This is a genomic window from Lysinibacillus phoenicis (assembly GCF_047238325.1).
Taxonomy (GTDB): domain Bacteria; phylum Bacillota; class Bacilli; order Bacillales_A; family Planococcaceae; genus Lysinibacillus; species Lysinibacillus irui.
The window spans coordinates 190,397-214,479 of sequence record NZ_JBDFMP010000002.1 but is presented as its reverse complement, the minus strand read 5'-3'; the positions used below and the strand labels follow the sequence as shown (position 1 = coordinate 214,479).

Sequence of the window (24,083 nt, the reverse complement as noted above, 5' to 3'; positions counted from 1 at the left end):
ATCCAGTATTACTGTAAGGAACTTGCTTGCATTTGATACATTTTGTCATAAATACCGCCAAGGGCTAGTAGCTCATCATGTGTACCATTCTCAACAATTTTCCCTCGATCAAGCACAAGGATACGGTCCGCATTTTTAATTGTAGAAAGTCGATGGGCAATAATAAATGTTGTTCGTCCTTTTTTAAGAACGTCCATGGCATGCTGTATAATCTCTTCCGTTTCCGTATCAATATTCGAAGTCGCTTCATCTAATATTAAAATCGCTGGATCGAAGGCAAGTGCTCGTGCAAAGGAAATCAACTGACGTTGTCCTGATGATAACGTACTCCCCTTCTCAATAACTGGCTCATCATAACCATTTGGTAAGTTGGCTAAAACACGTTCTCCTCCGACTGCATTTAAAGAAGCATCAATTTTTTCACGTGAGATGTTAGGGTTGTTTAAGCTCACATTGGAGGCGATCGTGCCTGTAAATAAATAAGGGTCCTGTAGCACAATCCCCATATGTTCACGCATCGTTTGACGAGGAACAGAGGTGATATCAATGCCATCGATTGTGATTTTCCCTTTCGATGGATCATAGAAGCGGAATAGTAAGTTCATAATGGAACTTTTCCCAGAGCCCGTATGACCAACTAAAGCGATGGTTTCACCTTGATGCGCTTTAAATGATAGGTTTTTCAATACATAATCATTATCCTTATAAGCAAAGGAAACATCTTCGAAGACCACATTTCCTTTATATCTTGGTAAGCTCTTTTCAGAAACAGGCTCACCATCCGTATCTAGTACCTCAAAGACACGTTTACCAGCAATAAGTGAACGCTCAAGCTGTGAAAATTGGTTTACAATATTCGTGATCGGATTAAATAGCTTTGTTAAATAATCGACAAACGCATATAATGTCCCTGCGGAAATCACTTGAGTTGCTGTAAATGATTGCGTACCAAAGTAGAAAATAAAGACCGTAAACATGATGAGCCTTAACGTATTCACCAGGTTAAAGGAAGTGGCTGAGTCAAGCACTAGTAGCTTACGTTCATAAGCATAATGCTCATTATTCATGTCATCAAATTCCTTGGTCATTTGTTGCTCACGACGGAACGCCTGAATAATTGTCATACCTTGAATGGATTCGTTAATCATAGCGTTTATATCTGCGATTTTCGTACGAATGACGTCATTATATTTTGAAGCAAACTTTCGATATAAAATCATCCATAAGTAAACAATCGGAATCATTGTTAAAGCAAGCATCGCCATTTTCCAATTTAAAATAAAGAGTGCGATATACACGCCAATGATCGAAATAAAGCTCGTTACAAAATTGGAAAGTACCTGCACATATAAATTACGAACCGCCTCTGTATCATTTGTTACGCGCGCCACAATTTTACCTGCAGGCAAATTATCAAAGTACTGAATTGGTAAAGTTTGAATATGCTCAAAGACATCTTTCCGTAATTTTTGGATGACGCGGTTCGCGCCAATTTGTAAATAAATATACATAAAATAGCGTAATATGGCTGTTGCAATGGCTAACAGTAAATAAACTAGTAATAACCATGTTATCGGTTTGATTTCAATATGACCTATCGTCATGTAATGATCAATAATATGTTTGGCAATAAATGGCCCAACAAGCTCCGTAAAAACGGCGATTGTTAGGAAGAACAAGCCAAGAAGTATTGGCTTTTTAAAATACATCGCATAGCGAGTTAAACGTTGACTCGTACTCATGAGGCACCTCCTTCTAGCTGCTGACGGTCAAATTGCTCTTTATACCATCCTTGTTGTGAAAGAAGTTCCTCATGTGTTCCCTGCTCTACTATTTGCCCATCATCCAATACGATAATGACATCAGCATGTTGGATGCCTGATAGGCGATGCGTCGTAATAATCGTCGTTTTACCATGACGTTCACGCTGAATATTTTCAATAATTCTTGCCTCTGTCTTCGCGTCGACAGCGGAAAGCGAATCATCAAGCATTAAAATTTCAGGATCTTTAATCAACGCACGAGCAATAGACACACGTTGTTTTTGACCGCCTGAAAGAGATACACCTTTTTCCCCAACAAGTGTTTCAAGACCCATTGGTAAGTTTTCTAGATCTTTTTCAAAATACGCGGCACGAATGGCCTGCTGCAATTCAGCTTGGGTCGCATCTTCTTTCCCAAATAATATATTTTCACGGATAGTACGAGAGAAAAGTACATGATCTTGTGGTACATAACCAATCCAATCAAGAATCTGTTCCTTCGTTTGAGCCGTAATATCGATACCATCAATCAAAAGCTGACCCTGACCGATTGGATATTCTCGTAATAATTGGCGTAGGAACGTTGTTTTCCCCGCTCCAGTTTTACCAACAATGCCAAGCGTTTGGCCTTTTTTTAATGATAGTGAAATTTGCTGTAGGTTTTTCACCTGACTCATTGGATATTGGAATGTTAAATCATCAAAACCAATTGCTTTAGGTGTCGCAATCATTTGTGGATTAGGAATATTTTGAACATCCGCTTCATAGTTCAATGTTTCCTGCACCCGATCAAGTGAGGCATTCCCTTGCTGCATTACATTAATTAACTCTCCAATGGCGAAGATTGGCCAAACAGCTAACCCTAAATAGACATTAAATGTGACCAGTTGCCCAACAGTCATGGCCTCCGTTGACACTAAGTAAGCTCCATAGCCAAGCGCTACAACATAACTAATCCCAGTCCCAACTTTTGTTATTGGACCAAATAAAGCGTTAATTTTAGCTGTATGAATATTTTTCGCATAGACTGTTTCACTCATATCTGCGAAATTAGCCTCATCCTTTTTTTCCTGCACATAGGCACGCACCACTCGAACACCCGCTACAGATTCAAGTACACTATCGTTCAGCTCACCAAATGCATCTTGTGCCTTCATATAGCGCTCATGAACGATTTTCCCTAAATATTGAATTAGAATGGCCATTATCGGTACAGGCAACATCGCAAAAAATGTTAGCTTCCACGAAATCATATAGCCCATCGCAAAAATGATAAAGCCCATATAAATCGTTGAGTCAATCAACGTCATAATACCAAAGCCTGCTGTTAAGGAGACGGCATTTAAATCATTTGTTGCACGTGCCATTAAATCCCCTGTGCGGTTTTTCTCATAAAACGTTGGGGTCATCCGTAAAAAATGCTGCATTAAATTGCGACGTAAAATTTTCTCCAGGTTTATAGCCCCTTCAAATAGTCGGAATTGCCACACAAAATTTAATAGATATCCCCCAATAATAATCCCAATGAAAATTAATATATACTTTGTTAAAATTGCTGGCGTCATTTCTCCTGCAGTCAACAGATCGATAATAGTACCGAGCAAATAGGGAGGAACAACTTCCAGCCCACTGGCAATCATCAGCAGCACTATCGCAACTGTATATTGCTTCCAATATTTTTTAAAGAACCAGCCTAATTTACTTAAAACGTCAAACATTCATCATAACCCTCTTTCTTCCGTGCTGTTGCGGATAGCTACCCACTTTCAAGAAATTCCTTTTTGAAAATCATTCGTTGTACTGTGTTTCGCATATACATACACTCCTTTTTTATTTTCACTACAACCTTTTTAGGCACCAAAAAAGACACATACCCTACAAAGAGCATGTGTCTCTTATAAAAGGCAGAACGGAATCCATACCTTTTTCTGCAATCTTAAATAAACGTTAGGCATGGACAATGTATGTAACTGTGAATGAATATGATACTGGTAAAATTAACATTGTCATGCCCTCCTTTGGTTGATTTGTTATAGTGTTCTTGAAGATTATCACACTATAGAAATATTTGTCAACTATCCTCCTGTAATTTTTTATCATTCCTAGAAAATAGTTAACGCTTTAAAGCATTGAATTGCTTTATGGAACCAAAAGGCAGATATGTTAGTTGAGTATCGACTATAACTTTACAATAATTGATGATTGCTTACATTAACCTAAAGGCTGAAATTAAAAACATGCAATAAAAAATACCCCGATAATACGCCATAAAATGATGCCAATGTTTGCCGCAATCTTCTTCCATCTTTCTAATCCTTATATATCATCATCATTAGTTATTTATTATTTAGTTATTTATTACTTAGTAGTGGCGGGGTTTCCGTTTCCGGTTAAGCCGTTAACGGGTATTCCGTAAACGGCGAATACCATGTCAACGTTTTTAAGAATCTTATTTAAATGAAAACTCTTTCATCATATTTAATATTTTGATATATTAAAGAGCCAAATCAAAATTTCCCTTCCCTTCTAAACAGCTTCTAAACATTATATACGTATAAAAGCTAGTTTTAGGGACATAGATCGGCGTTGTTGAGTAGAAATATTTCTAAAATTTTCTACTCATGCTACACTTTCACTATAGTCATTTTTAGTTAGGGGTCTTTACTTTGAAGTCATTTATAGCGGTGGGAATTGGCGGTATATTTGGTGCTATTAGTCGGTATAGTCTTAGTGTTATTATTCCAAATACAGGACCATTTCCTTTAACGACACTGTTTATCAATTTACTTGGTTGCTTTTGCTTAGCATGGCTTTTTACTTCTTTTACAAAGCGCACACCAATTGTACTTGGGATTGGTACGGGCTTTTGTGGCGCCTTTACCACCTTTTCGACATTTTCCTTAGAGACACTATTACTCCTAGAAAATAGCGAGTGGCTTCAGGCTATACTTTATGTTGTGGCGAGTGTCGTAGGTGGACTAGCTTGTGCATGGCTCGGAATTCGAGTGGCTAGGGGGCATGTAGTATGATTTTTGTAGGAATAGGTGGATTCTTTGGTGCTCTTACAAGATTTTATCTAGGAAAATTACTAGCACATCCATACCCGTGGGCAACGTTTATTATCAATAGTACAGGTTCGTTTGCACTTGGACTTGTATTTGCTCTACAGCTTAGTGATTGGTTATGGCAACTGATTGGCATTGGCTTTTTAGGAGCCTATACGACATTCTCCACTTTTGGATTTGAATCACTCCAGCTGATTGAACAGCAAAAATGGGGGCAGGTCATTAGCTATATCGTTAGTACCGTGTTAGTTGGCATATTGTTTGCTATTATTGGTTATCTAGTAGTGTAAAAGAGGTGATATTTATTGACACAGCCATTAAATGAACTACTACAAGAACTTGAAGTTGAAATAGAACATACACTTTACGAACTGATCGATCTAGAATTAGAAGAAAATTATGCAGCTATGAATACGCGATTTGCCCAACTCCTTACTAAGGTCCAGGCAGCTCAGCTCATCGATTACAAGCTCGATGTTCTCGTGGAGCCTGAAGCTTTTGCAACTGAAACTTGTATTCTACTTCAAAGCTTACTAGAAGCAAAGGCAAGGCCAAATAAAAGGCATAGACTGCTAACACATCGGATGATTTTAAAAATATGGCTACGTAAAAATCAACGATTCACAAAGGAATTTTTACCGCAAATGTTTTAGGCGCCACTTGTTTTCGCAAGGGCGCCTTTTTACACTTCTAATTGTTGCAACACTTCTTTTATTTTCCCCTCTATTTTTAGATCGAATGGCGTTGCATGCTGCGACATATCTAAATTAATATAAACGGTTTTCCCACTTGTCATCATCGGCAGCTGGTTTACTGGGTATACCTCAAGGCTTGTTCCTATGACAAGGACAAGTTCAGCCTTTTTAATCGCCTCCATTGACGTGTGCCAGCTAATTTGCGGTAGACTTTCTCCAAATAGAACGACATTTGGACGAAGTTTGCCACCACAATGACTGCAACTAGCCTTGCTCAAGAAATGCTCCATGGAAGCCGCCTGCTGGCAACGGTGACAACGAATGGAACGTATCGAACCATGTAATTCCTCTACTTTTTGACTTCCTGCCAATTGATGAAAACCATCCACATTTTGAGTAGCCACTAATGAAACGATTCCCCTTTGTTCCCAATCCGCTAAAATTTGATGACCTTCGTGAGGTGCTGCTTTTTCTAAATTTTCAAGGCGCATTTTATAAAACTCATGAAATAAAGAATAATTTTCTGTCAATGCCTCAGTTGTCGCTACAGCTCGAGGATCAATATTTTTCCACCAGCCCGATGCTGAACGGAAATCTGGAATTCCACTTTCTGTTGACATGCCCGCTCCTGTTAAAATGACCGTGTTCGTTGATGTTTGCAGCCATTCACTTAAACGTTTTATTGTCATATTTTCATTCCCCCATTCATATTGAAAAAGTTATCTACTCCTACTTCGACAATTAGTCCATTTTTCCTGTGAATGTTGATTATTTTATCACCACTTCACATCATGCTAGTGAGATTGTTTAAAAGGACGCTCCCATTTTAATTTATTATTTACAGATAACATTCGAATGAGCACGATGGCAATAACGATTATCGACAACTCAAGAGGGCTGCTCCACCCTGCCCATATGCAAAGAGCACATAAAAAAGTCAATACGGCATGTATTTCTTCTCTTAATGCAAGTGGCGTTCGACCAGCTAATAAATCACGAATCATTCCTCCCCCCACACCAGTAAACATCGAAGCGATGATAATGATGCCTAGATCATGATTCAAGCTTTTTGCTAATAACCCTCCTTGTATAGCAAAAGAAGCAAGGCCAATCGAATCAAAGAAATATCCCCATCGGTTCCAGTGATGTATCCAATCCCTTTTGATAAATAAAAGGGTCGTTAGCGTGATGAGGACAACGAGTAAGGAATGACGCTCCCATATATCTGACACAGGTATATCAAGGACAACGTTGCGAATGATGGAACCGCCGTAAGAGGTTGTTAGACCAAGCACAAATATACCAATAAACGAATAGTTGGCCTGTAAAGCCACAAATGCTCCGCTAATCGCGTATGCAATAATACCAATGATGTGTAAAACTGACCAAGTCACATGTTTCAACTCCTATTTTTTAGCCTATATAAAAAGCCCACCATAAAATAGTTGCGCATATAAATCGCAAACTATTTTATGGCGGGCTAATATCTAAGCAGTTTTATCTACTAATTTATCCATCTCACCATGTATTATATAGAAATTGTGTTGACGTTGAGCAATGTAGGAATAACACAACGACCATACAATTTCCCAGTAAAATTGTAATCGATGTTGTAGGGAAACTCAATGAAAAATTTTAGATTACAGCGTTTCGTACATGACTTGACCCATCTGTGAAATTTCATAATCTCCTAAAGCAGCCACTTCCGCCTGAAAATCTGGTGCAGTCAAAATTTCCTTCACTAGATCAATTAATGGTTGATTTTCAGGTGATTTGAATAACACAATGTCATAACGCTCTGTTACTACAGGTATAAAATCGACATTAATGAGCTTAGCCATTTTTTCAATTCCTATTCCAACATCTGCATGACCATTTGCTACAGCAGAGGCAACATCAAGATGACTCATTTCTTCGTTATGGTACCCCTCAATAGTGGATGGTGAGATGTGGTGAATTCGCAATTGTTCATCTAATAAAGTCCGAGCACCCGAGCCCTTCTCACGATTGATTAGCTTACACGCTGTAGTCTTAAAATCTTCAAATGATTGAAGTTGCAACGGATTTCCTTTTTGAACATAGAAACCTGCTCGACGTGAAATGACATTGAAAAGTATGAAAGGATGGCTCACAAAAATCTTTTTTACATAGGGTGTATTATAGTCTCCTGTATCACCATCAAACATATGTAAACTCGCAATATCACATTCTCCGTTATACAACGCCATGACACCATTAAAGCTACCTTCATGGGAACGTAATACTTTAATCGATTGTCTTTTCTCAATATATTTTGCTAATAAATCCAACACTAAATCCTGTCCACTAATAATAATTTTAGGATATTGTTTTGCTTGATTGCCTATCTTTGGCACGGGCACTTTTTGAGTTGTACCTGTTTTACGTTTTTGAATATAGGCTTGCAAGTCCATACGATCTACCCGCATTTGCCGGCCGACACGGAAAACGGGCAAATCTCCTTTTTTCACCAAATCATAAACTGTTAATTTTGAAACCTTTAATAATTGTGCGACTTCTTCAATCGTATAGGATTGTTCTTGTGACATGTAAAAGTTCTCCTCCTATAAGCCTCTTTTTACATGGTAACGTATTTATTGTCTGATGAACATCTTGAAGTTTTCTGCAATCCTATCTTTCCTTTTTACTTATGTCTTATTATAATTGGTTATGTCTTGTTATAACGAGTTATAAAAGGAGTACCATCATCATGAGAAAATACTTTTACAGTTTCTTTGCAACAGTGTTTATACTAGGAGGTCTATTAGCTGGCTGTAGTAGCCAAGAAAATGAGGTCTCAGCAAATAAACCTGTTGAATTAACAATTTCTGCGGCAGCTAGTTTACAGGATGCCTTAAAAGAACTTCAAACAATTTATGAAAAAGAACATGAATCCATCAAAATCCACTTTAACTTCGGTGGTTCAGGTGCACTGCAACAACAAATTTTACAGGGTGCTCCTGTAGATCTTTTCTTGTCAGCAGCAGAGGATAAATTCGATACCCTTGTAGAAGAAGGAATGATTGATCGACAGCAAGGAATCAATTTATTAGCAAACGAATTAGTATTAGTCGTTCCTAAACATAATGCGAAACAAATTCATTCCTTTGAAGATCTACAGCAAGCAAGGAAATTAGCGCTTGGTACACCCGAAACCGTACCTGCTGGGCAGTATGGTGTGGACACATTAAAAAATATGCAGCTTTGGGATCTACTTGAATCGAAAGTGGTCTACACAAAAGATGTGCGGCAAGTCCTTACTTATACCGAAACAGAAAATGTGGATGCTGGAATCGTTTATCGAACAGATGCCCTTGTCTCCGATAAAGTCGATATCGTTGCCACTGCGGATCAGGGTATGCACGCGCCGATTATTTATCCTGTAGGTGTCCTAAAAGCTAGTAAGCATACTAACGAGGCGGAAAATTTTTATCAATTTTTACAGACGGATGAGGCCATAAGTGTCTTTAAAAAATATGGATTTAAAGGAGTCCAATAAAGATGAGCGTTGATTTCTGGTCTCCGCTCAAGCTTTCGATAGAGATTGCCTTTGTCGCAGGAATAATGGCGATAGTAGCAGGTATTCTAATTGGCAAATGGATGGCTACACGTCATTTTAAAGGTAAGGTAGTGCTTGAAACCTTGTTATTGCTGCCACTTGTTTTACCCCCTACTGTAGTAGGTTTCCTGCTTATTGTTTTGTTCGGAAAAAATAGTATGCTAGGCAATTTAATTGTGTGGCTTTTTGATCAGCCAGTCATGTTCACTTGGTGGGCAGCCGTCATTGCTTCTACAATCGTCGCTTTTCCATTAATGTATCAGTCCGCTAAAACTGGCTTTGCCTCTGTTGAAAAAGATATCGAAAACGCGGCACGTATGGATGGCGCAAATGAATGGCAGGTCTTTCTTTATGTGTCCATTCCCCTCGCATTAAAGTCACTAGTATCTGGTGGAATTTTAAGTTTTACAAGAGCTTTGGGTGAGTTTGGAGCAACTCTAATGTTTGCGGGAAATATTCCAGGGAAGACACAAACAACCCCACTTGCAATTTATATGGCGCTTGATTCAGGGAACATGACACTTGCCTGGACATGGGTTTTGTGTATGGTTGCCATTTCTTTTATTATGCTTCTTAGCATTCATCTCCTGAAAGTATAAAAGAGGTAGTTGGTTACAACCAACTACCTCTTTTCAGTCACCCCCCACTGATTGGTGGTATAAAAGCGATCGTGTCACCCGAGTTGATAATCGTTGTATCTGTCGCAAATTCCTCGTTAATGGCTGTCATCATTTGTTGTAATGATAGCTCCGGATACTGCTGTTCCATCCACTCTTTCAATTGAGCAACCGACACATCTGAGAGCTCTACCGTGAGCTTCGATTTCCCAACTACTTCCTGTAAGTGAGCAAATAATAAAATATTAATCACACTTTTCCTCCTCCTGAATGGCAGGTTTTCCTTGCGGATAAGGGACATTTTCTAATTGATCGCCAATCCATTCAGTCCCGTCCTCCCAATGTTCTTTTTTCCATATCGGCACAATTTGCTTTATGCGGTCAATTGCATATTCATTCGCCCTATAGGCCACTTTACGATGTGGTGATGAAACAGCAATGACTACAGCGATATCCGAAATAGCTAAATGACCTACACGATGGGTGATGGCCACTTTCACTTCTGACCATTGTTCTTGTATTTCCTTTGCAATCTGTTCAAACATTTTAATTGCCATAGCAGGATAGGCTTGATACTCTAAATGCAATGTTTTTTTACCATTCGTCATTTCACGCACGGTGCCAATGAAAAGTGTAATAGCCCCAGCATTTCGATTAAGTACTTTTTGTCTTACTTCCTCTACATCAATAGGTTTATCAATAATTTCAAATAACGCTGACGTCATGATGGTTTCCTCATTTCCTTCCATAAAAACTTCATATACTGTGCTTCTTCATGAATTGAAAAGGCTGGAATAGCTAGTGACGAATCAAGTGGATAGCTTGGCCAATAGAGCACACAAATAATATTAGAAACTTGTTGTAGTAAAGCTTCATCCTGTGCTGTTCGTAAGAGCACGATCTTCGGATAATGTTCTTTTTTATAGCCTTCAATTAGAATGACATCCAGTGGAAAGGATGCATACATTTCTAGTATTTCAGCCAGATGCCAATGATTTTGGTGAATACTCATCCGTAAAGTACCTGCTCCCGCAACTGCCGTGACATCTGCTCCCGCCTTCTCATGACGACCACTATCCTTCGAAGCATCTACGTGTGGTACTCCACCATGTCCATGATGCTTAATGGTCCCTACTCGTAGTCCTGCTGCTGTAGCTTGCTTGATCAGTTGCTCCATTAATGTCGTCTTTCCACTATTTTGATAGCCAACTATCTGTAGGATTTTTCGATTTTGTCCCAAGGCCACTCACTTCCTTGTTTATCTTCTAACAATAGGACTGCTACTGACATCCCTTTTTCATAGCCGCGTGAGCCACCAGGTAAAACGATCAAAGCATTGGCTGTCGCTAAAGATGAAACCGCACTTGATTTATCAAACCCAGATGGGACAGCAACTAACTGACCTTTTTCATAGTAGGCACTCGCTCGTACGAAGCGTGTAAATGGATTAGGCTTTGTAAAATCTGCTCCTAAAATCGCTTGCTCTCGACGTAAATGTGGTTTTTGATTGCCACATGCAGTACGAATAATTGGGCGTACAAATAGCTCAAAGCCTACATAGCAAGCTGAAGGATTACCAGAAAGTCCAAATAGTAATTGTCCCCTGCGAGCCGCTACCGTTGTCACACTACCTGGGCGCATTGCTATTTTATTAAACAATACCTTTGCATCGATCGCTTCATAAATGGCTGGTAAGTAATCATAATCACCTACAGAAACGCCACCCGTTGTAATGAGAACATCGACTTCCTGTAAGGCTTTTTCCACATGCTCAATACATAAATTGAGATCATCGCTTAATTTGCCGAAATATTTTACTTCTGCGCCAGCACGTTCAATTTGAGCCATCATCATATACGCATTACTATTTCGAATTTTACCAGGCTGTAAAGGTTCACCTGGCTCTAGTAATTCGCTACCAGTAGCAATCACACCAATGACAGGTCTACGATAAACAGGCACTTGCTCATAACCAAAAGTAGCGAGTAAGGCCATGACTCCTGGGTTTATATATTGCCCTCGTTCAATGAGGATGGCACCTTGCTGCACATCTTCTCCCTTGTAGGATATATTGGTACCCGCCTCAAATGACCGTTTAATTGACATATACTTTTGGTCATTTTCCTCAAACGTATATGTTAATTCCAGCATCACAACTACATCACACCCTTGTGGTATAGGCGCACCTGTCATAATACGGACAGCTTGTCGTTCGCCAACAACCTCGTCATAGACATAGCCTGCACCAATTTCCCCAACGACCTGAAAACGGACTGGTTGCTGCGAGGAAGCTTCTCGGCTATCAATAGAACGAATAGCATATCCATCATAAGGGGAACGATCGAAGGCAGGTACATCATGGTCAGCTCGAATAGCTTCTGCTATAAAACGTCCATGAGCGTGCGTTAATGGCACAAGCTCCTTTTTTGCTTGAAAGGCATAATCCATTACACGATGAACAGCTTCTGCCACAGGAATTGGTTGTCTTTTTTCTACCATTCGGTACACTCCTTTAACCCAATAAACGATAGTAAATGCTTTTAGCTTTTTGTATATCTTGTATTCCATGTATAACGACACGACCATCTTGAAAAATAACGATTCGATAATCCTCAGCTTGACATGATAGCAAGTAAGGATTTTTTTGAATTTCACCGTAGGGACGAAGCTGGTTGGCTAGCTGCTCCAACTGATAATAAATCGGCTTCGGAGGTCGTATTTGTACTGCATCTCGTCCACAAAGAATCTCTAATTTCGTTTGATTTTCATAGGATAAATAAGGATAGATTGGTTTGCTACCACAAGAGGGACAATCCTCCTGCCTTATTTTTTCCACATTGATTTCATAATGTTGATTTTGCCAAACATCAAACGTTAAATAGCTTTTTCGTAAGGCCTTTTCATCACCAACGAGTAGCTTTAAAACCTCTGCTACTTGATAGGCAGCAACGATCTGAACTGTTGGACTAATAATTCCTACCGTATCACACGTCATTCCTGTATGGGGCATAACCTTTAACAAGCAATGCAAACAAGGTGTTGTACCTGGTACAATCGTATAGGTCGCACCATAGCTACCAACACAAGAGCCATACACCCATGGAATTCGATGCTTTTGTGCAAGATCATTCATCACAAAGCGGACATCAAAATTATCTGTTGCATCGACCATGACATCGACACCTACTAATAATGGCAGAAGTGACTCTGTACAAGCATCCATTATGGCGACATGAATATCTACCTCTTTGTTGATACTTTGGAGCCTTGTTTTGGCAGCAATCACTTTCGGTAATTTTTCCTGTGCATCTTGTTCTGTATATAATTGCTGTCTTTGTAAATTACTCCATTCTACATAATCACGATCAATGAGCGTCAGCTTACCAACACCAGCACGGACAAGAGCTTCTGCACTAGCACTTCCCAATGCACCCGCACCTATAATGAGGACATGTTTTTGCTGGATGGACTGCTGCCCTGCTTGTCCGATAGAATTAAATAATTGTTGTCTAGAATATCTATTTTGCATAACAATGGGGCCTTTCTTTCTATGAATTTTCGTTTGACCTTTTGCTTTATAGCATTATAATAAAAGCAATGTTTTTCAGTTAAACACGAATGAAGGAGGTCTTTTACTGTGCATCCCACACATCACCAGCAACCCATTCAAGTTGCAATTTTAACCGTTAGTGACACACGCACAAAGGCAGATGATCATGCAGGTCAGCGTATTCAATCCTTGCTTCAAGAAGCTACATTTGAAGTAAGAGACTATCAACTAACAAAGGATGAACCACAGGATATCGCCATGCATGTGAAGAATTGGTGCAGTGATCCGACAATCAATACCGTTATTGTCACAGGTGGAACAGGATTTACACCAAGAGACCAAACCTATGACACCATTCTGCCGCTTTTTGAAAAGGAAATGATGGGATTTGGTGAGTTGTTTCGAACACTTAGTTTTGAAGAAATTGGTCCAAAAGCAATGTTTAGTCGGGCAACAGCTGGTAGCCGTCAGCAAACAGCTATCTATGTATTACCCGGTTCCACCAATGCAGTGACACTAGCTATGACAAAGCTTATTGTTCCAACAGTCCAACATTTTGTCGGTGAGTTGAATCGCTTATGAAAATAGCAGGTGTTGTGTTAGCTGGCGGGCTATCCTCTCGCTATGGTCAGCCTAAAATGTTTGAACTGTTTGCTGGGCAGCCTTTATATAAACATAGTCTCATAGCCTTACAAAAAAATCAGCTAGATCCTCTCATCATTGCTACGAACGCACACCTACAACAGATGTTTGAGCAGGAAGATGTCCAATGGATTATCGAAGAGCAGCCACATCAAGGACCTCTTTTTGCCCTGCACCATTTAATGAAAGCCAATCCTGATGTAGAATGGTTCTTTGTTGTAGCGAGCGATATGCCTTATATGAATGCAGATTTTATTGAGAAAATGCTTAGTAAAATTAATGACGAATATGATGCTATTGTTCCTAGACAAGCCCAACGCGATCAACCATTAGCTGCATTATATCGGCGCACCGCTTTACCAAAGGCGCAACAGTTAACGGAGCAAAACAAACGCAGTATGAAAGTGCTGTTAGAGCAAGTTCGTGTTTGCTATGTCCCTTTTGAGGACAATTGCCTAACATTTATCAATATCAATGCCCAACAAGATTGGTCACAAACTACTAAAAAGGAGTCTAACAATGAATAATTTCACACACTGGAACGAGGAAGGTCGTCCCAAAATGGTCGATATATCAGCAAAAGAAGTCACAACACGTACAGCCATTGCTCGCAGTACGATTACTTTATCTGATGCCGTCTATGAAGCCATTCAACAAGGTGGCATTAAAAAAGGTGATCCGACACAAGTTGCTCAAATTGCAGGGATTATGGGTGCAAAAAAAACGGCCGATATCATTCCTATGTGCCATCCCATCATGCTTCAAGGCACAGATCTCCAATTTGACTATGAAAAAGCAGAACATGGCTATGAGCTCCATATTCAAGCTACTGTTAAATGTAGCGGGAAAACAGGTGTTGAAATGGAAGCCCTTACTGCTGTGTCAATTGCTGCATTAACTTTTTATGATATGTGTAAAGCCGTTGATAAAACAATGGTCATTAAAGAAACCTACCTTGTTGAAAAAACAGGTGGAAAAAGTGGCACTTTTGTGCATAAATAAACAGAAAAATTCGGCATCATTTTGCCGATTTTTTCTGTTTTATGCTCTACCCTCCTATATGAGACATTTCGATTTTTGCATGTTTCCTCTTTGCCATTGTTTGTTCATTGCGTTCATCAGAATAGCGATCATTTCTTTTTGTCCAAACAGTTGTAATACAGTCCATAATGGCCGCATCATTTTGCCCTGAACGCAATAAATCTCTTAAATCTGTACCTTCTGTAGCAAATAAACAAGTGTATAATGTTCCTTCTGCAGAGAGACGCGCACGAGAACATGTGGAACAGAAGGAATCCGTCACAGATGAGATGACACCAATTTCCCCCTGTGCGTCTTGATACTGATAACGCGTTGCTACTTCCCCTTTGTAATTTGGAGCTACTGGCTGTATCGGAGAAAACGAATGAATTTGCTCAATGATGTCTTTTTTAGATACTACATCATCTAATCGCCAACCATTCGAATTACCTACGTCCATATATTCAATAAAGCGTAGAATATGCTGTTTTTCTTTAAAAAATTGAGCCATTGTGACAATATCTTGATCATTCTTGCCTTTTTGAACAACCATATTTATCTTTACTTGTAAACCCGCTTCTGCTGCCTTTTCAATTCCCTCTAACACCGTTAATACCTTTCCTCGATGGCCATTCATCTCGAAAAAACGTTCATCATTGAGTGAATCTAAACTAATTGAAACTCGGGATAATCCTGCCTTTGCCAGTGGCTGGGCATATTTTTTTAATAATGAACCATTTGTTGTTAAGGCAATATCTTCTACACCGTCTATGTGGTTAATTCGTGCGATTAATTCGGGTAAATCCCGTCTGAGCAATGGCTCTCCACCTGTAATACGTATCTTTTTAACGCCTAACGACACAAAAATTTTTACTAAACGTTCAATCTCGTCAAAATTTAATATTTTATCAGACGGTAAAAATGCGTAATCTGGACCAAACACTTCTGCTGGCATACAATAGCGACAGCGAAAATTACAGCGATCTGTCACGGATATTCTTAAATCTCTTAACGGTCTGTGAAGTTGGTCTTGTAGATCCGTCATCTAATCTCCTTCTTTCAGTGCATTCTGAGTTGATAATAGGATGCGTTGTGGATGTGTATAAATATTCAATGAATCCTGGCGAATAAAGCCCACTGTTGTAATACCTAGCTGTTCGGCCAATTGCAAGGCTAATTCTGTTGGTGCTGATTTAGATAAAACGATTTCACAGCCAATTTTGGATACTTTCAAAAGAATCTCCGACGATATTCGCCCACTAAAGACGATAACCTTATCTTGCATACGAATATGATGGCGAAGACAATAGCCGTAAATTTTATCTAAAGCATTATGTCGTCCAATATCCATACGGGTTAAAACGATGCCATGGACATCACAAAGTGCGGCATTATGCACACCACCTGTTTTCTTAAAAATATCAGCCCCATCCTGCATCGCATGCATTAAACGGAAGCAATCCTCTGTTGTTATTTGCACATGAACGTCTTCCATTTTTTTCGCTACTAATGCATCATTGGTAAACACAAAGCCCTGTCGACTCATACCACAGCAAGAGGTAATATAACGTTTGTTTTGCGTCTGCTGATAATAGGGATTGACATGCTTAGTTTTTATATGGACAAAGCCTTCCTTCTCTTGATGCCAAATTTCCTCAATATCCTCATAGCTACGAATAACTCGCTCCGAAGCTAAATAACCGATGACCATATCTTCCACATACTCTGGTGTACACACCATCGTAACAAATTCTTGCTGATTAATTTTTACTGTAACAGCGTATTCTGAGACAATCAAATCATCTATTTCTTTTACTTGCTGCCCTTCCACACGGACAATTTTTCGTGTTATCGCTCGATCCATCAGGCATTCCCCCTACTCACTGATGTTCTTTTCAAAAACAAAGACGGAAATCGCAAAATCCTCTTCAATTTTTATATCTGAAAATAAGTGAAGCAATTTACTGCCCATCAATTCTTCCATTCCCTCTGGCGGTGATTGCGTATATAAATCTTGAATCATACTTGTTCTTGCAGCATGTACCATTTTTAACCCTTCAGGTGTACTGGCAATGAATTTTTCTGTCGGGGTAATATTTCCGTACAAAGTAGATACAGCCATATTTTCAACAAAAACGGTATGGATACGCTCTGGTCCTTTACCGAATAATTCCTTACGCAACTTTCGAATCATGTCATTAAATTCATGTACTTTTTTAGACATAGCAATGATTCTCCTATCGTATTTTAACTTTTTTTAGTAAATTGAGATGAGGGTCACCCTTACAGTTTGTTAATGATATAGCAACATGAAAAAAAATAAAAGAGAAAATATTTCTTGATAACAATTCTCATTTAATAAATTTTATGATAAATATTGTTCATTTTGAAGGAAAGGGCTATAATCATTTATATCACAAATGGAATTGATGTATTTTGTTCCCTATGTCATATAAAGCATAGTGTTTTTAATATTTGAATTCTATTGTATAAAAATAAAAGTAGATTGAGTTTTTAGCAAGACCTGCTAAGAATTTTATCCACCATGAATCATTAGCATGTCTTAGACGTGCGATTTCATGGTGGATTTTTTTATTTTTTCACAACAAAGACTTTGCTAAGTTGTTACGATCTAGCAATTTACCTATTTTGAGGTAGCTTTTAAGAACCATTGGGAATTACAATGATAACAAGACAAACTTTTCAGAAATAACCAACTCTAATTGTTATTCCCTTTTGTCTTAAGCGTAACATATTGTCTAGTAGTCTCAACGTGCAAAAGGAGGAAGTAACCTTGACTCAAATTAAAATTAATGGCGTATCGTATGATGTAAAAGAAGGAGCTACAATCCTTGATACCATTAATCAACATGACATCCCACATCCTCAAATATGTCATGTACCAGCTGTTGATCCAATTGAAACATGTGATACATGTATCGTAGAGGTCAATGGCCAATTAGTTCGATCCTGCTCCACAAAGGCAGTAGACGGCATGGATGTTTACTTAACTTCAGACAAAGCAAAAGCAGCACAAACAGAAGCAATGGACCGTCTACTCGAAAACCATTTATTGTACTGTACAGTTTGTGATAACAACAATGGGAATTGCGCGTTACACAACACAGCTGAATTAATGGAAATCGAACATCAGAAATACCCTTATAAGCCAAAAGTTGAACCTCATGAGGTAGACATGTCACATCCGTTTTACCGCTACGATCCCAACCAATGTATTGCTTGTGGTCAATGTGTGGAGGTTTGTCAAAATTTACAGGTAAACGAAACATTATCTCTTGATTGGGAGGCTGAAAGACCACGCGTTATTTGGGATACGGGTGTTGCAATCAATGATTCTTCCTGTGTAAGTTGCGGTCAATGTGTAACCGTTTGTCCATGTAATGCCTTAATGGAAAAATCGATGCTTGGAGAAGCTGGATTTATGACAGGTCTTAAACAGGATATGTTGGACCCCATGATTCATTTGATTAAGGAAGTTGAACCTGGCTATAGTGGTATTTTTGCCGTTTCTGAAGTTGAAGCAGCTATGCGCAGTAAACGTACTAAAAAAACAAAAACAGTCTGCACGTTCTGTGGTGTCGGTTGCTCATTTGAAGTTTGGACAAAAGGACGTAAAATTTTAAAAGTACAACCATCTGATGGTCCAGTTAATGCCATTTCTACTTGTGTCAAAGGAAAATTCGGCTGGGACTTCATTAATTCAGAGGAGCGTATTACAAAACCACTTATCCGTAAAAATGAAGAGTTTGTTGAATCGTCATGGGATGAAGCACTAGATTTAATTGCCTCTAAGCTCGGCGGTATTCAGCAACAATATGGCCCTGGTTCTGTTGGCTTTATTTCTTCGTCTAAAATTACGAACGAGGAAAATTACTTAATTCAAAAAATGGCGCGTCAATTATTCGAAACAAACGACGTGGATAACTGTTCTCGCTATTGTCAATCTCCTGCTACTGACGGTTTATTACGTACTGTTGGTATGGGTGGTGACGCTGGTACCATTCAAGATATTGCCAAAGCTGGTCTTGTCATTATTGTTGGAGCTAACCCTGCTGAAGGACACCCCGTTCTGGCGACACGTGTGAAACGTGCACATAAATTACATGGTCAGAAGTTAATAGTCGCGGATATTCGTAAACATGAAATGGCAGAACGATCAGATATCTTTATGCGTCCGAAACAAGGTACTGACCAAGTTTGGTTAATGGCTGTTACTAAATATATGATCGATCAAGGTTGGCACGATGAGGCCTTTATTCGAGAAAACGTCCTTCATTTTAGTGATTTTACACAAGTACTGGAAAAATACACACTCGATTACGCACAAGAAATGACAGGTATTTCTAAAGAAACATTGATTCAGGTTGCTGAAATGATTCGTGATGCAGATGGCACTTGTGTTCTTTGGGGTATGGGTGTAACACAAAATACAGGTGGCTCTTATACATCAGCCGCTATATCGAATCTATTATTAGCAACTGGTAACTATCGTCGACCAGGTGCAGGTGCCTACCCTCTTCGTGGTCATAACAATGTTCAAGGTGCATGCGATATGGGTACACTACCAAATTTATTGCCAGGCTATCAAAAAGTAACGGATGACGAGGCACGTGCAAAATTTGAAAAAGCCTATGGTGTCCCTATTCAATCACAACCAGGTCGAAATAATATGCAAATGCTAGATGCGATCATGGAAGGGAAAATGAAAGCGATGTATTTAGTAGGTGAGGATATGGCGCTTGTAGACTGTAATGCCAACCATGTCGATGAGGTGCTGTCACAACTAGACTTTTTTGTGGTTCAAGATTGTTTCCTTTCACGAACAGCACAATATGCGGATGTCATATTACCCGCTGCGCCTTCATTAGAAAAAGAAGGTACATTCACAAACACGGAACGTCGCGTGCAGCGTCTATATCAAGCTTTACCAACACTTGGTGAATCAAAAGCAGATTGGGAAATTCTTCAAGCAGTTGCTCGTCGTTTAGGTGCAGATTGGCAATATAACCACCCAAGTGACATTTTTGATGAAATGGCAAGCTTGTCTCCCCTATTCTCTCAAGCCAACTATGATGTTCTAGAAGGCTGGGGTAGCTTCTGTTGGGGTAGTCATGATGGAAAAGATACACCTTTATTATATGAAGATGGCTTTAACTTCCCAGATAAAAAAGCTCGCTTTGCTTTAAATGATTGGGTACAACCTGTTGAGTTTGAGGCACAGTATGATTGTCTTATTAACAATGGTCGTATGCTTGAGCACTTCCATGAGGGGAACCTAACAAATAAATCGAAAGGTATTCAATCGAAGGTACCTGAAATTTTCGTGGAAGTGTCACCAGAATTAGCGAAAGAACGAGGCATTGCAGATGGCGCCCTACTGCGATTAGTGTCTCCATATGGTGCATTAAAGCTAAATGCTCTTGTCACAGATCGGGTGCAAGGAAATGAATTATTTTTACCAATGAACTCGGTAAGCAAAGATTCAGCCATCAACTTCTTAACGGGCCCTGCAGCAGATGTGAATACATCCACACCAGCCTATAAGCAAACAAAGGTACGCGTAGAAGTGTTAAAAGCAAAAGGAAAATCACCACTTCCACGCACAAATCCACGCTATAAAAAACGTCATCCTCAAAACGGTGTGGAGGTACAACGGAAATGGAATCGTCCTGGCTACGTTCACTTAACAACTACTAATGAAAGAGAGTGAGAGCATGGCTGTACCGATTACAAACATAAGAAAACAACAATTAACAGAAGAACAACTAAAGGAACAGAAATTAGACAATTTAAAACAACTACTTTCTGATCATGAAGAAGCAGTCAATCAAGTATTCACCATTATGGCTGAATTAAATGATATAGGTGCATTAGAGGCAGCTACTAAGCTATTAGAAGCAAAAGAGGAAGTGGCTCATATTGCCCTTGGGCAATTAACACGCAAGCCTGTCACAAATATCATTAACAATTTAATGGGTGTCGCAGGCGCATTGACAGAGCTCAATCCTGAAACAACAACAAAGCTAATTGAAGGCCTAAACGCTGGTGTAGATGAAGCGAACAAAGCACTGGAGTCCGATGAAAAAGTAAGTGCCTTTAAGCTCGTAAAAATGTTAAATGATCCAGATGTCAATCGCGCACTTAATTTCGGGGTCCATTTCTTAAAAGGACTTGGCAAAGGCTTAAAAGAGTAAGGTGGTTACGTTAATGTTCGTAAAAGAAGATGTGATAAACGCATTAAAACAGGTAGAAGACCCTGAACTGCACCAGAGTATTGTAGATTTAAATATGATACGTAATATTCAAATAAACGACACCCAAATAGCCCTGGATATTATGTTAACCATTCCAGGATGTCCGTTAAAAGCAACTATCCAGCAAGATGTCGAGAAGACACTACAAGCAATTGGTGCCTCCGATGTTGCCATTACCTTTGGGGCTATGTCGGACCAAGAGCGTCGTGAATTAACATCCATGTTAAAATCGAAAAATGTAACAGATCAAGGAATGCCGAATATGTTACTGCCTAATTCTGGCGTTCAATTCATTGCTATAACAAGTGGTAAAGGCGGTGTAGGAAAGTCTACTGTGACTATTAATTTAGCCGTCGCACTTGCCCGTCTTGGGAAACGTGTAGGTATTTTAGATGCCGATATATATGGCTTTAGTATTCCTGCCATGATGAATATTGAGCAAAAGCCTACTATGCTTGACCAAACGGCTATTCCAGTAGAGAGCCATGGCGTTAAAATAATGTCGATGGGCTTTTTTACAAAGGATAACCAGCCTGTTATGTGGCGTGGACCTATGCTGAACAAGTGGATTCGCAATTTTCTTGTCAACACGCTATGGGGAGATTTAGATTATCTACTGATAGATTTACCACCTGGTACAGGGGATGTGGCGATTGATATGGCAGCGATGATTCCGCAGGCACAGGAATTAATTGTGACAACACCCCATCTAGCCGCTTCTCATGTCGCTTTACGTGCTGGCTTAATGGCCCAACATACGAAACATACCATTCTCGGTGTTGTCGAAAACATGGCTTATTTTGAAGGGCCCGATGGTCACAAAAATTTTCTATTTGGACAGGGTGGCGCTGAGCAACTAGCAGATTTATTGCAGACCAATGTAATAGCTCATATTCCTTTCGCTCAACCTGAAGAAAATACAGGTTCCTCGGTATATGCCGAGGAATCCATAATCGGTGAAGTGTTTACTCACCTAGCAGAAGATTTACTCTATCAGTAATATAATGAGACAAATAAAACACCTTTCGTTGAATAATGGGTTAACCAAACAATCAACGTGAAGGTGTTTTTTCTATGCGAACAAGAGTAAGCTGCCAATTTCTAAGCTACATCATTAGCTATTAAGAGTATTTTACATAGAGATCAAGGCTGTCGCTAGATAACTATCAAAAGAAGTAAAATAGGAATGACCATGAGCATGTATCCATTAATTATTTAGCAATTTATCTATTACTAGCTTTGTTAAATTGGGCATTATCTCCATAGTATATTTCAATTCGGTTCTTTCATATCTATTATGTGCATCATATCCATATGGCCCAATATTGATTGCAGGGATATTTAGTTCTCTAATGGCATCATAATTTACATAATGTTTGCTTCCCCAGCTAGGATTATTGTTAATAACTGAATTCACACTATCTTCATCGACATTTATAGCGACGCAACTCATATCACAAATATGAGGGAAATAGTTTTTTTGAACAATAGGCTTATCATAATATGGTTGAACTTTTTCAACAGCATAGTCTAAAGCCATTAGTAAATTTTTTTCTTTTTCATTTTTCCCGGTTACTTCAACACATGGTGAGTACAATGAAGAATAAAAAATAATTATTGCAGGACTCTTATCCTTCGACCACTTCCAAACTTCTTCTACCACTCTTGCAGAATACATACGTACATCTAACGCTTTATTTTTTAATAGTTCCTGTTTAAAAATTTTTATATGTTCTTTGTAATCGTCCCCATATTCTACAATAATTGATTGTTCTAATTCTTCATAGAACAATACCCTTGTCTTCCATGGCAATTTTGCATATTCCTGACCACTTATTTCGCAATATCTCTTATAGTGATTGTTTAAATTAGTGATTGCATTATCAAATGCCATTTCTGCATGGATTTTTAACTTTTCTAAGACCTCTTTAGGTGACCAGGATTGCACAAAGAAATTATAATATACATAGGAAGCAAGAGCTGTCTGTACTGTATATGTTTCTTTAAAATCAGTTTGCTTCAAACTTACAGGTGGCATTGGTGTTTCTCCTAATGATTGATCACATAACTCTGGGTTATATGCAATTTGTCTAGTTAACTCTGCAGCAATATAGTTAGGGTCAAGTCCTTCAAAACTAGAACCTACATGACTTTCCGCCCCAGTAATATAAAAGGAAGGGAGTAGTTTACCGACGCTGCCTTTATATATATATCTACTTTCATCCCCCTCATACTTAGGAGCAACAAAATCGGAGTTAATTAATGCTGCGTAATCAAAACCATGTTCTTCTTTTAACCTTTTTAGATCCGTTAAACCAGACAATACTCCATGGGAACTATCCTCCTCATCACACTCAGCAAAAAATACAATGTTTCCATTCAGTTCCTCTGGATGTTCAGAATAATATTTTAATAAATAATAATGGCTTGCAACACCACTCTTCATATCAAGTGTTCCTCTACCAAATAACCATTCATTTGATTCTAAATGCTCTCTTACCAACGGCGGCACTTTTTCACTCTTTAACGCTTCATGAAGTTCATTAGGTAAACAAGCTTTCTCCTTCAAACTATTATAATCATCGATACCTACCGTATCTGTATGTCCCATTAACACAACCGTTTTATTACTATCTCCTTTAGTACCTTTTACAAAGGCAAACACATTGTATCTTTCAACCTCATCATCTATCGTACGTGAAGTAAATACATAACTGGAGTTTTTCTGGAAATAAGGTAGGCTAGAAATTGTTTTAGCCAGTGACTTTGAAATATCAATTTCCCCTTCGGTATTTACAATGCTTTCAATATTTACAAGCTCGTTCGTAACCCTTAATACTTCTTCATACGTTTTTAACATCGATCATCATCCCCTAATT

At 38.9% G+C, this 24,083-nt stretch carries 25 protein-coding genes; 11 read left to right on the top strand and 14 right to left on the bottom strand.

What is annotated here, in order from left to right:
- Positions 1 to 8: 8 nt before the first annotated feature.
- Positions 9 to 1,742 carry an ABC transporter ATP-binding protein gene (locus ABC382_RS02190; RefSeq protein WP_312506480.1) on the bottom strand — a complete coding sequence of 578 codons (1,734 nt, stop codon included), beginning with the start codon at positions 1,740 to 1,742 and terminating at the stop codon, positions 9 to 11.
- On the bottom strand, positions 1,739 to 3,481 hold the full coding sequence (locus tag ABC382_RS02185) for an ABC transporter ATP-binding protein (RefSeq protein WP_274793411.1): 1,743 nt from the start codon (positions 3,479 to 3,481) through the stop codon (positions 1,739 to 1,741). Before ABC382_RS02185 ends, ABC382_RS02190 begins: the two co-directional genes overlap by 4 nt.
- A gap of 948 nt (positions 3,482 to 4,429) precedes the next feature.
- On the opposite strand from ABC382_RS02185, the gene crcB reads away from it, so the two are divergent.
- Genes crcB through ABC382_RS02170 form a run of 3 tightly spaced genes read left to right on the top strand, consistent with a single transcriptional unit; the run spans position 4,430 to position 5,481 of the window.
- Positions 4,430 to 4,792, top strand: a complete 363-nt coding sequence (crcB, locus tag ABC382_RS02180) for a fluoride efflux transporter CrcB (RefSeq protein ID WP_322610630.1) — start codon at positions 4,430 to 4,432, stop codon at positions 4,790 to 4,792.
- On the top strand, positions 4,789 to 5,118 hold the full coding sequence (locus ABC382_RS02175; protein ID WP_322610629.1) for a fluoride efflux transporter FluC: 330 nt from the start codon (positions 4,789 to 4,791) through the stop codon (positions 5,116 to 5,118). The genes crcB and ABC382_RS02175 overlap by 4 nt, the downstream gene beginning before the upstream one ends.
- Positions 5,119 to 5,133: 15 nt before the next feature.
- The gene (locus tag ABC382_RS02170; RefSeq protein WP_322610628.1) at positions 5,134 to 5,481 is read left to right on the top strand and encodes a hypothetical protein; all 348 of its coding nucleotides are present in this window, start codon (positions 5,134 to 5,136) and stop codon (positions 5,479 to 5,481) included.
- 29 nt (positions 5,482 to 5,510) lie between these two features.
- Here ABC382_RS02170 and ABC382_RS02165 read toward each other — a convergent pair whose 3' ends face one another.
- The 3 genes from ABC382_RS02165 to ABC382_RS02155 all read right to left on the bottom strand — a co-directional run bounded on the left by ABC382_RS02165 (position 5,511) and on the right by ABC382_RS02155 (position 8,090).
- Positions 5,511 to 6,212, bottom strand: a complete 702-nt coding sequence (locus ABC382_RS02165) for an SIR2 family NAD-dependent protein deacylase (RefSeq protein WP_322610627.1) — start codon at positions 6,210 to 6,212, stop codon at positions 5,511 to 5,513.
- Between the two features lie 105 nt (positions 6,213 to 6,317).
- On the bottom strand, positions 6,318 to 6,917 hold the full coding sequence (locus ABC382_RS02160) for a trimeric intracellular cation channel family protein (protein WP_312506483.1): 600 nt from the start codon (positions 6,915 to 6,917) through the stop codon (positions 6,318 to 6,320).
- 246 nt (positions 6,918 to 7,163) lie between these two features.
- Positions 7,164 to 8,090, bottom strand: a complete 927-nt coding sequence (locus ABC382_RS02155; protein WP_322610626.1) for a helix-turn-helix transcriptional regulator — start codon at positions 8,088 to 8,090, stop codon at positions 7,164 to 7,166.
- A 161-nt stretch (positions 8,091 to 8,251) separates the two neighbouring features.
- Here ABC382_RS02155 and modA point away from each other — a divergent pair, with 161 nt between their 5' ends.
- Together modA and modB are read left to right on the top strand one after the other, a co-directional pair.
- Positions 8,252 to 9,040: a molybdate ABC transporter substrate-binding protein gene (gene modA / locus ABC382_RS02150; protein ID WP_322610625.1), complete on the top strand. Its 789-nt coding sequence runs from the start codon at positions 8,252 to 8,254 to the stop codon at positions 9,038 to 9,040.
- A 2-nt stretch (positions 9,041 to 9,042) separates the two neighbouring features.
- Complete coding sequence (gene modB, locus ABC382_RS02145) at positions 9,043 to 9,699, top strand: molybdate ABC transporter permease subunit (protein WP_274793419.1); 657 nt, start codon at positions 9,043 to 9,045, stop codon at positions 9,697 to 9,699.
- Between the two features lie 37 nt (positions 9,700 to 9,736).
- Here modB and moaD read toward each other — a convergent pair whose 3' ends face one another.
- The 5 genes from moaD to ABC382_RS02120 are packed head-to-tail and all read right to left on the bottom strand — an operon-like array spanning position 9,737 to position 13,246.
- Complete coding sequence (gene moaD / locus ABC382_RS02140; protein WP_274793420.1) at positions 9,737 to 9,970, bottom strand: molybdopterin converting factor subunit 1; 234 nt, start codon at positions 9,968 to 9,970, stop codon at positions 9,737 to 9,739.
- Positions 9,963 to 10,442, bottom strand: a complete 480-nt coding sequence (locus ABC382_RS02135; RefSeq protein WP_274793421.1) for a molybdenum cofactor biosynthesis protein MoaE — start codon at positions 10,440 to 10,442, stop codon at positions 9,963 to 9,965. The genes moaD and ABC382_RS02135 overlap by 8 nt, the downstream gene beginning before the upstream one ends.
- Positions 10,439 to 10,963: a molybdopterin-guanine dinucleotide biosynthesis protein B gene (gene mobB / locus ABC382_RS02130; protein WP_274793422.1), complete on the bottom strand. Its 525-nt coding sequence runs from the start codon at positions 10,961 to 10,963 to the stop codon at positions 10,439 to 10,441. Before mobB ends, ABC382_RS02135 begins: the two co-directional genes overlap by 4 nt.
- The gene (locus ABC382_RS02125; protein WP_322610624.1) at positions 10,927 to 12,216 is read right to left on the bottom strand and encodes a molybdopterin molybdotransferase MoeA; all 1,290 of its coding nucleotides are present in this window, start codon (positions 12,214 to 12,216) and stop codon (positions 10,927 to 10,929) included. Before ABC382_RS02125 ends, mobB begins: the two co-directional genes overlap by 37 nt.
- A 13-nt stretch (positions 12,217 to 12,229) precedes the next feature.
- A complete protein-coding gene (locus tag ABC382_RS02120) occupies positions 12,230 to 13,246 on the bottom strand; it encodes a thiazole biosynthesis adenylyltransferase ThiF (protein WP_274793424.1) in 1,017 nt (338 codons plus the stop codon).
- A 108-nt stretch (positions 13,247 to 13,354) separates the two neighbouring features.
- Between ABC382_RS02120 and ABC382_RS02115 the strand changes: the two genes are divergently transcribed.
- From ABC382_RS02115 to moaC, 3 genes are read left to right on the top strand one after another with little or no spacing between them, the layout of a single operon-like run.
- Positions 13,355 to 13,849 carry a MogA/MoaB family molybdenum cofactor biosynthesis protein gene (locus ABC382_RS02115; protein WP_274793425.1) on the top strand — a complete coding sequence of 165 codons (495 nt, stop codon included), beginning with the start codon at positions 13,355 to 13,357 and terminating at the stop codon, positions 13,847 to 13,849.
- Positions 13,846 to 14,436: a molybdenum cofactor guanylyltransferase gene (gene mobA, locus ABC382_RS02110; protein ID WP_322610623.1), complete on the top strand. Its 591-nt coding sequence runs from the start codon at positions 13,846 to 13,848 to the stop codon at positions 14,434 to 14,436. The genes ABC382_RS02115 and mobA overlap by 4 nt, the downstream gene beginning before the upstream one ends.
- Positions 14,429 to 14,911, top strand: a complete 483-nt coding sequence (moaC, locus tag ABC382_RS02105) for a cyclic pyranopterin monophosphate synthase MoaC (protein WP_322606606.1) — start codon at positions 14,429 to 14,431, stop codon at positions 14,909 to 14,911. The genes mobA and moaC overlap by 8 nt, the downstream gene beginning before the upstream one ends.
- Before the next feature lie 46 nt (positions 14,912 to 14,957).
- Here moaC and moaA read toward each other — a convergent pair whose 3' ends face one another.
- The 3 genes from moaA to ABC382_RS02090 are packed head-to-tail and all read right to left on the bottom strand — an operon-like array spanning position 14,958 to position 17,153.
- Entirely contained in the window at positions 14,958 to 15,974 is a 1,017-nt protein-coding gene (gene moaA, locus ABC382_RS02100) for a GTP 3',8-cyclase MoaA (RefSeq protein ID WP_274793428.1), read from the bottom strand.
- Positions 15,975 to 16,793: a formate dehydrogenase accessory sulfurtransferase FdhD gene (gene fdhD / locus ABC382_RS02095; protein WP_322610622.1), complete on the bottom strand. Its 819-nt coding sequence runs from the start codon at positions 16,791 to 16,793 to the stop codon at positions 15,975 to 15,977.
- A gap of 12 nt (positions 16,794 to 16,805) precedes the next feature.
- Positions 16,806 to 17,153, bottom strand: a complete 348-nt coding sequence (locus ABC382_RS02090) for a Na-translocating system protein MpsC family protein (protein WP_274793430.1) — start codon at positions 17,151 to 17,153, stop codon at positions 16,806 to 16,808.
- Positions 17,154 to 17,723: 570 nt separating this feature from the next.
- On the opposite strand from ABC382_RS02090, the gene fdhF reads away from it, so the two are divergent.
- Genes fdhF through ABC382_RS02075 form a run of 3 tightly spaced genes read left to right on the top strand, consistent with a single transcriptional unit; the run spans position 17,724 to position 22,204 of the window.
- Complete coding sequence (gene fdhF, locus ABC382_RS02085; RefSeq protein ID WP_274793431.1) at positions 17,724 to 20,660, top strand: formate dehydrogenase subunit alpha; 2,937 nt, start codon at positions 17,724 to 17,726, stop codon at positions 20,658 to 20,660.
- A gap of 4 nt (positions 20,661 to 20,664) precedes the next feature.
- On the top strand, positions 20,665 to 21,144 hold the full coding sequence (locus ABC382_RS02080) for a helical membrane plugin domain-containing protein (RefSeq protein WP_322610621.1): 480 nt from the start codon (positions 20,665 to 20,667) through the stop codon (positions 21,142 to 21,144).
- 13 nt (positions 21,145 to 21,157) lie between these two features.
- A complete protein-coding gene (locus ABC382_RS02075; protein ID WP_322610620.1) occupies positions 21,158 to 22,204 on the top strand; it encodes an Mrp/NBP35 family ATP-binding protein in 1,047 nt (348 codons plus the stop codon).
- A gap of 207 nt (positions 22,205 to 22,411) precedes the next feature.
- On the opposite strand, the gene ABC382_RS02070 is transcribed toward ABC382_RS02075, so the two are convergent.
- Positions 22,412 to 24,064, bottom strand: coding sequence for a M20/M25/M40 family metallo-hydrolase (locus tag ABC382_RS02070; RefSeq protein ID WP_274793434.1), 1,653 nt, complete (start codon positions 24,062 to 24,064; stop codon positions 22,412 to 22,414).
- Positions 24,065 to 24,083 lie beyond the last annotated feature (19 nt).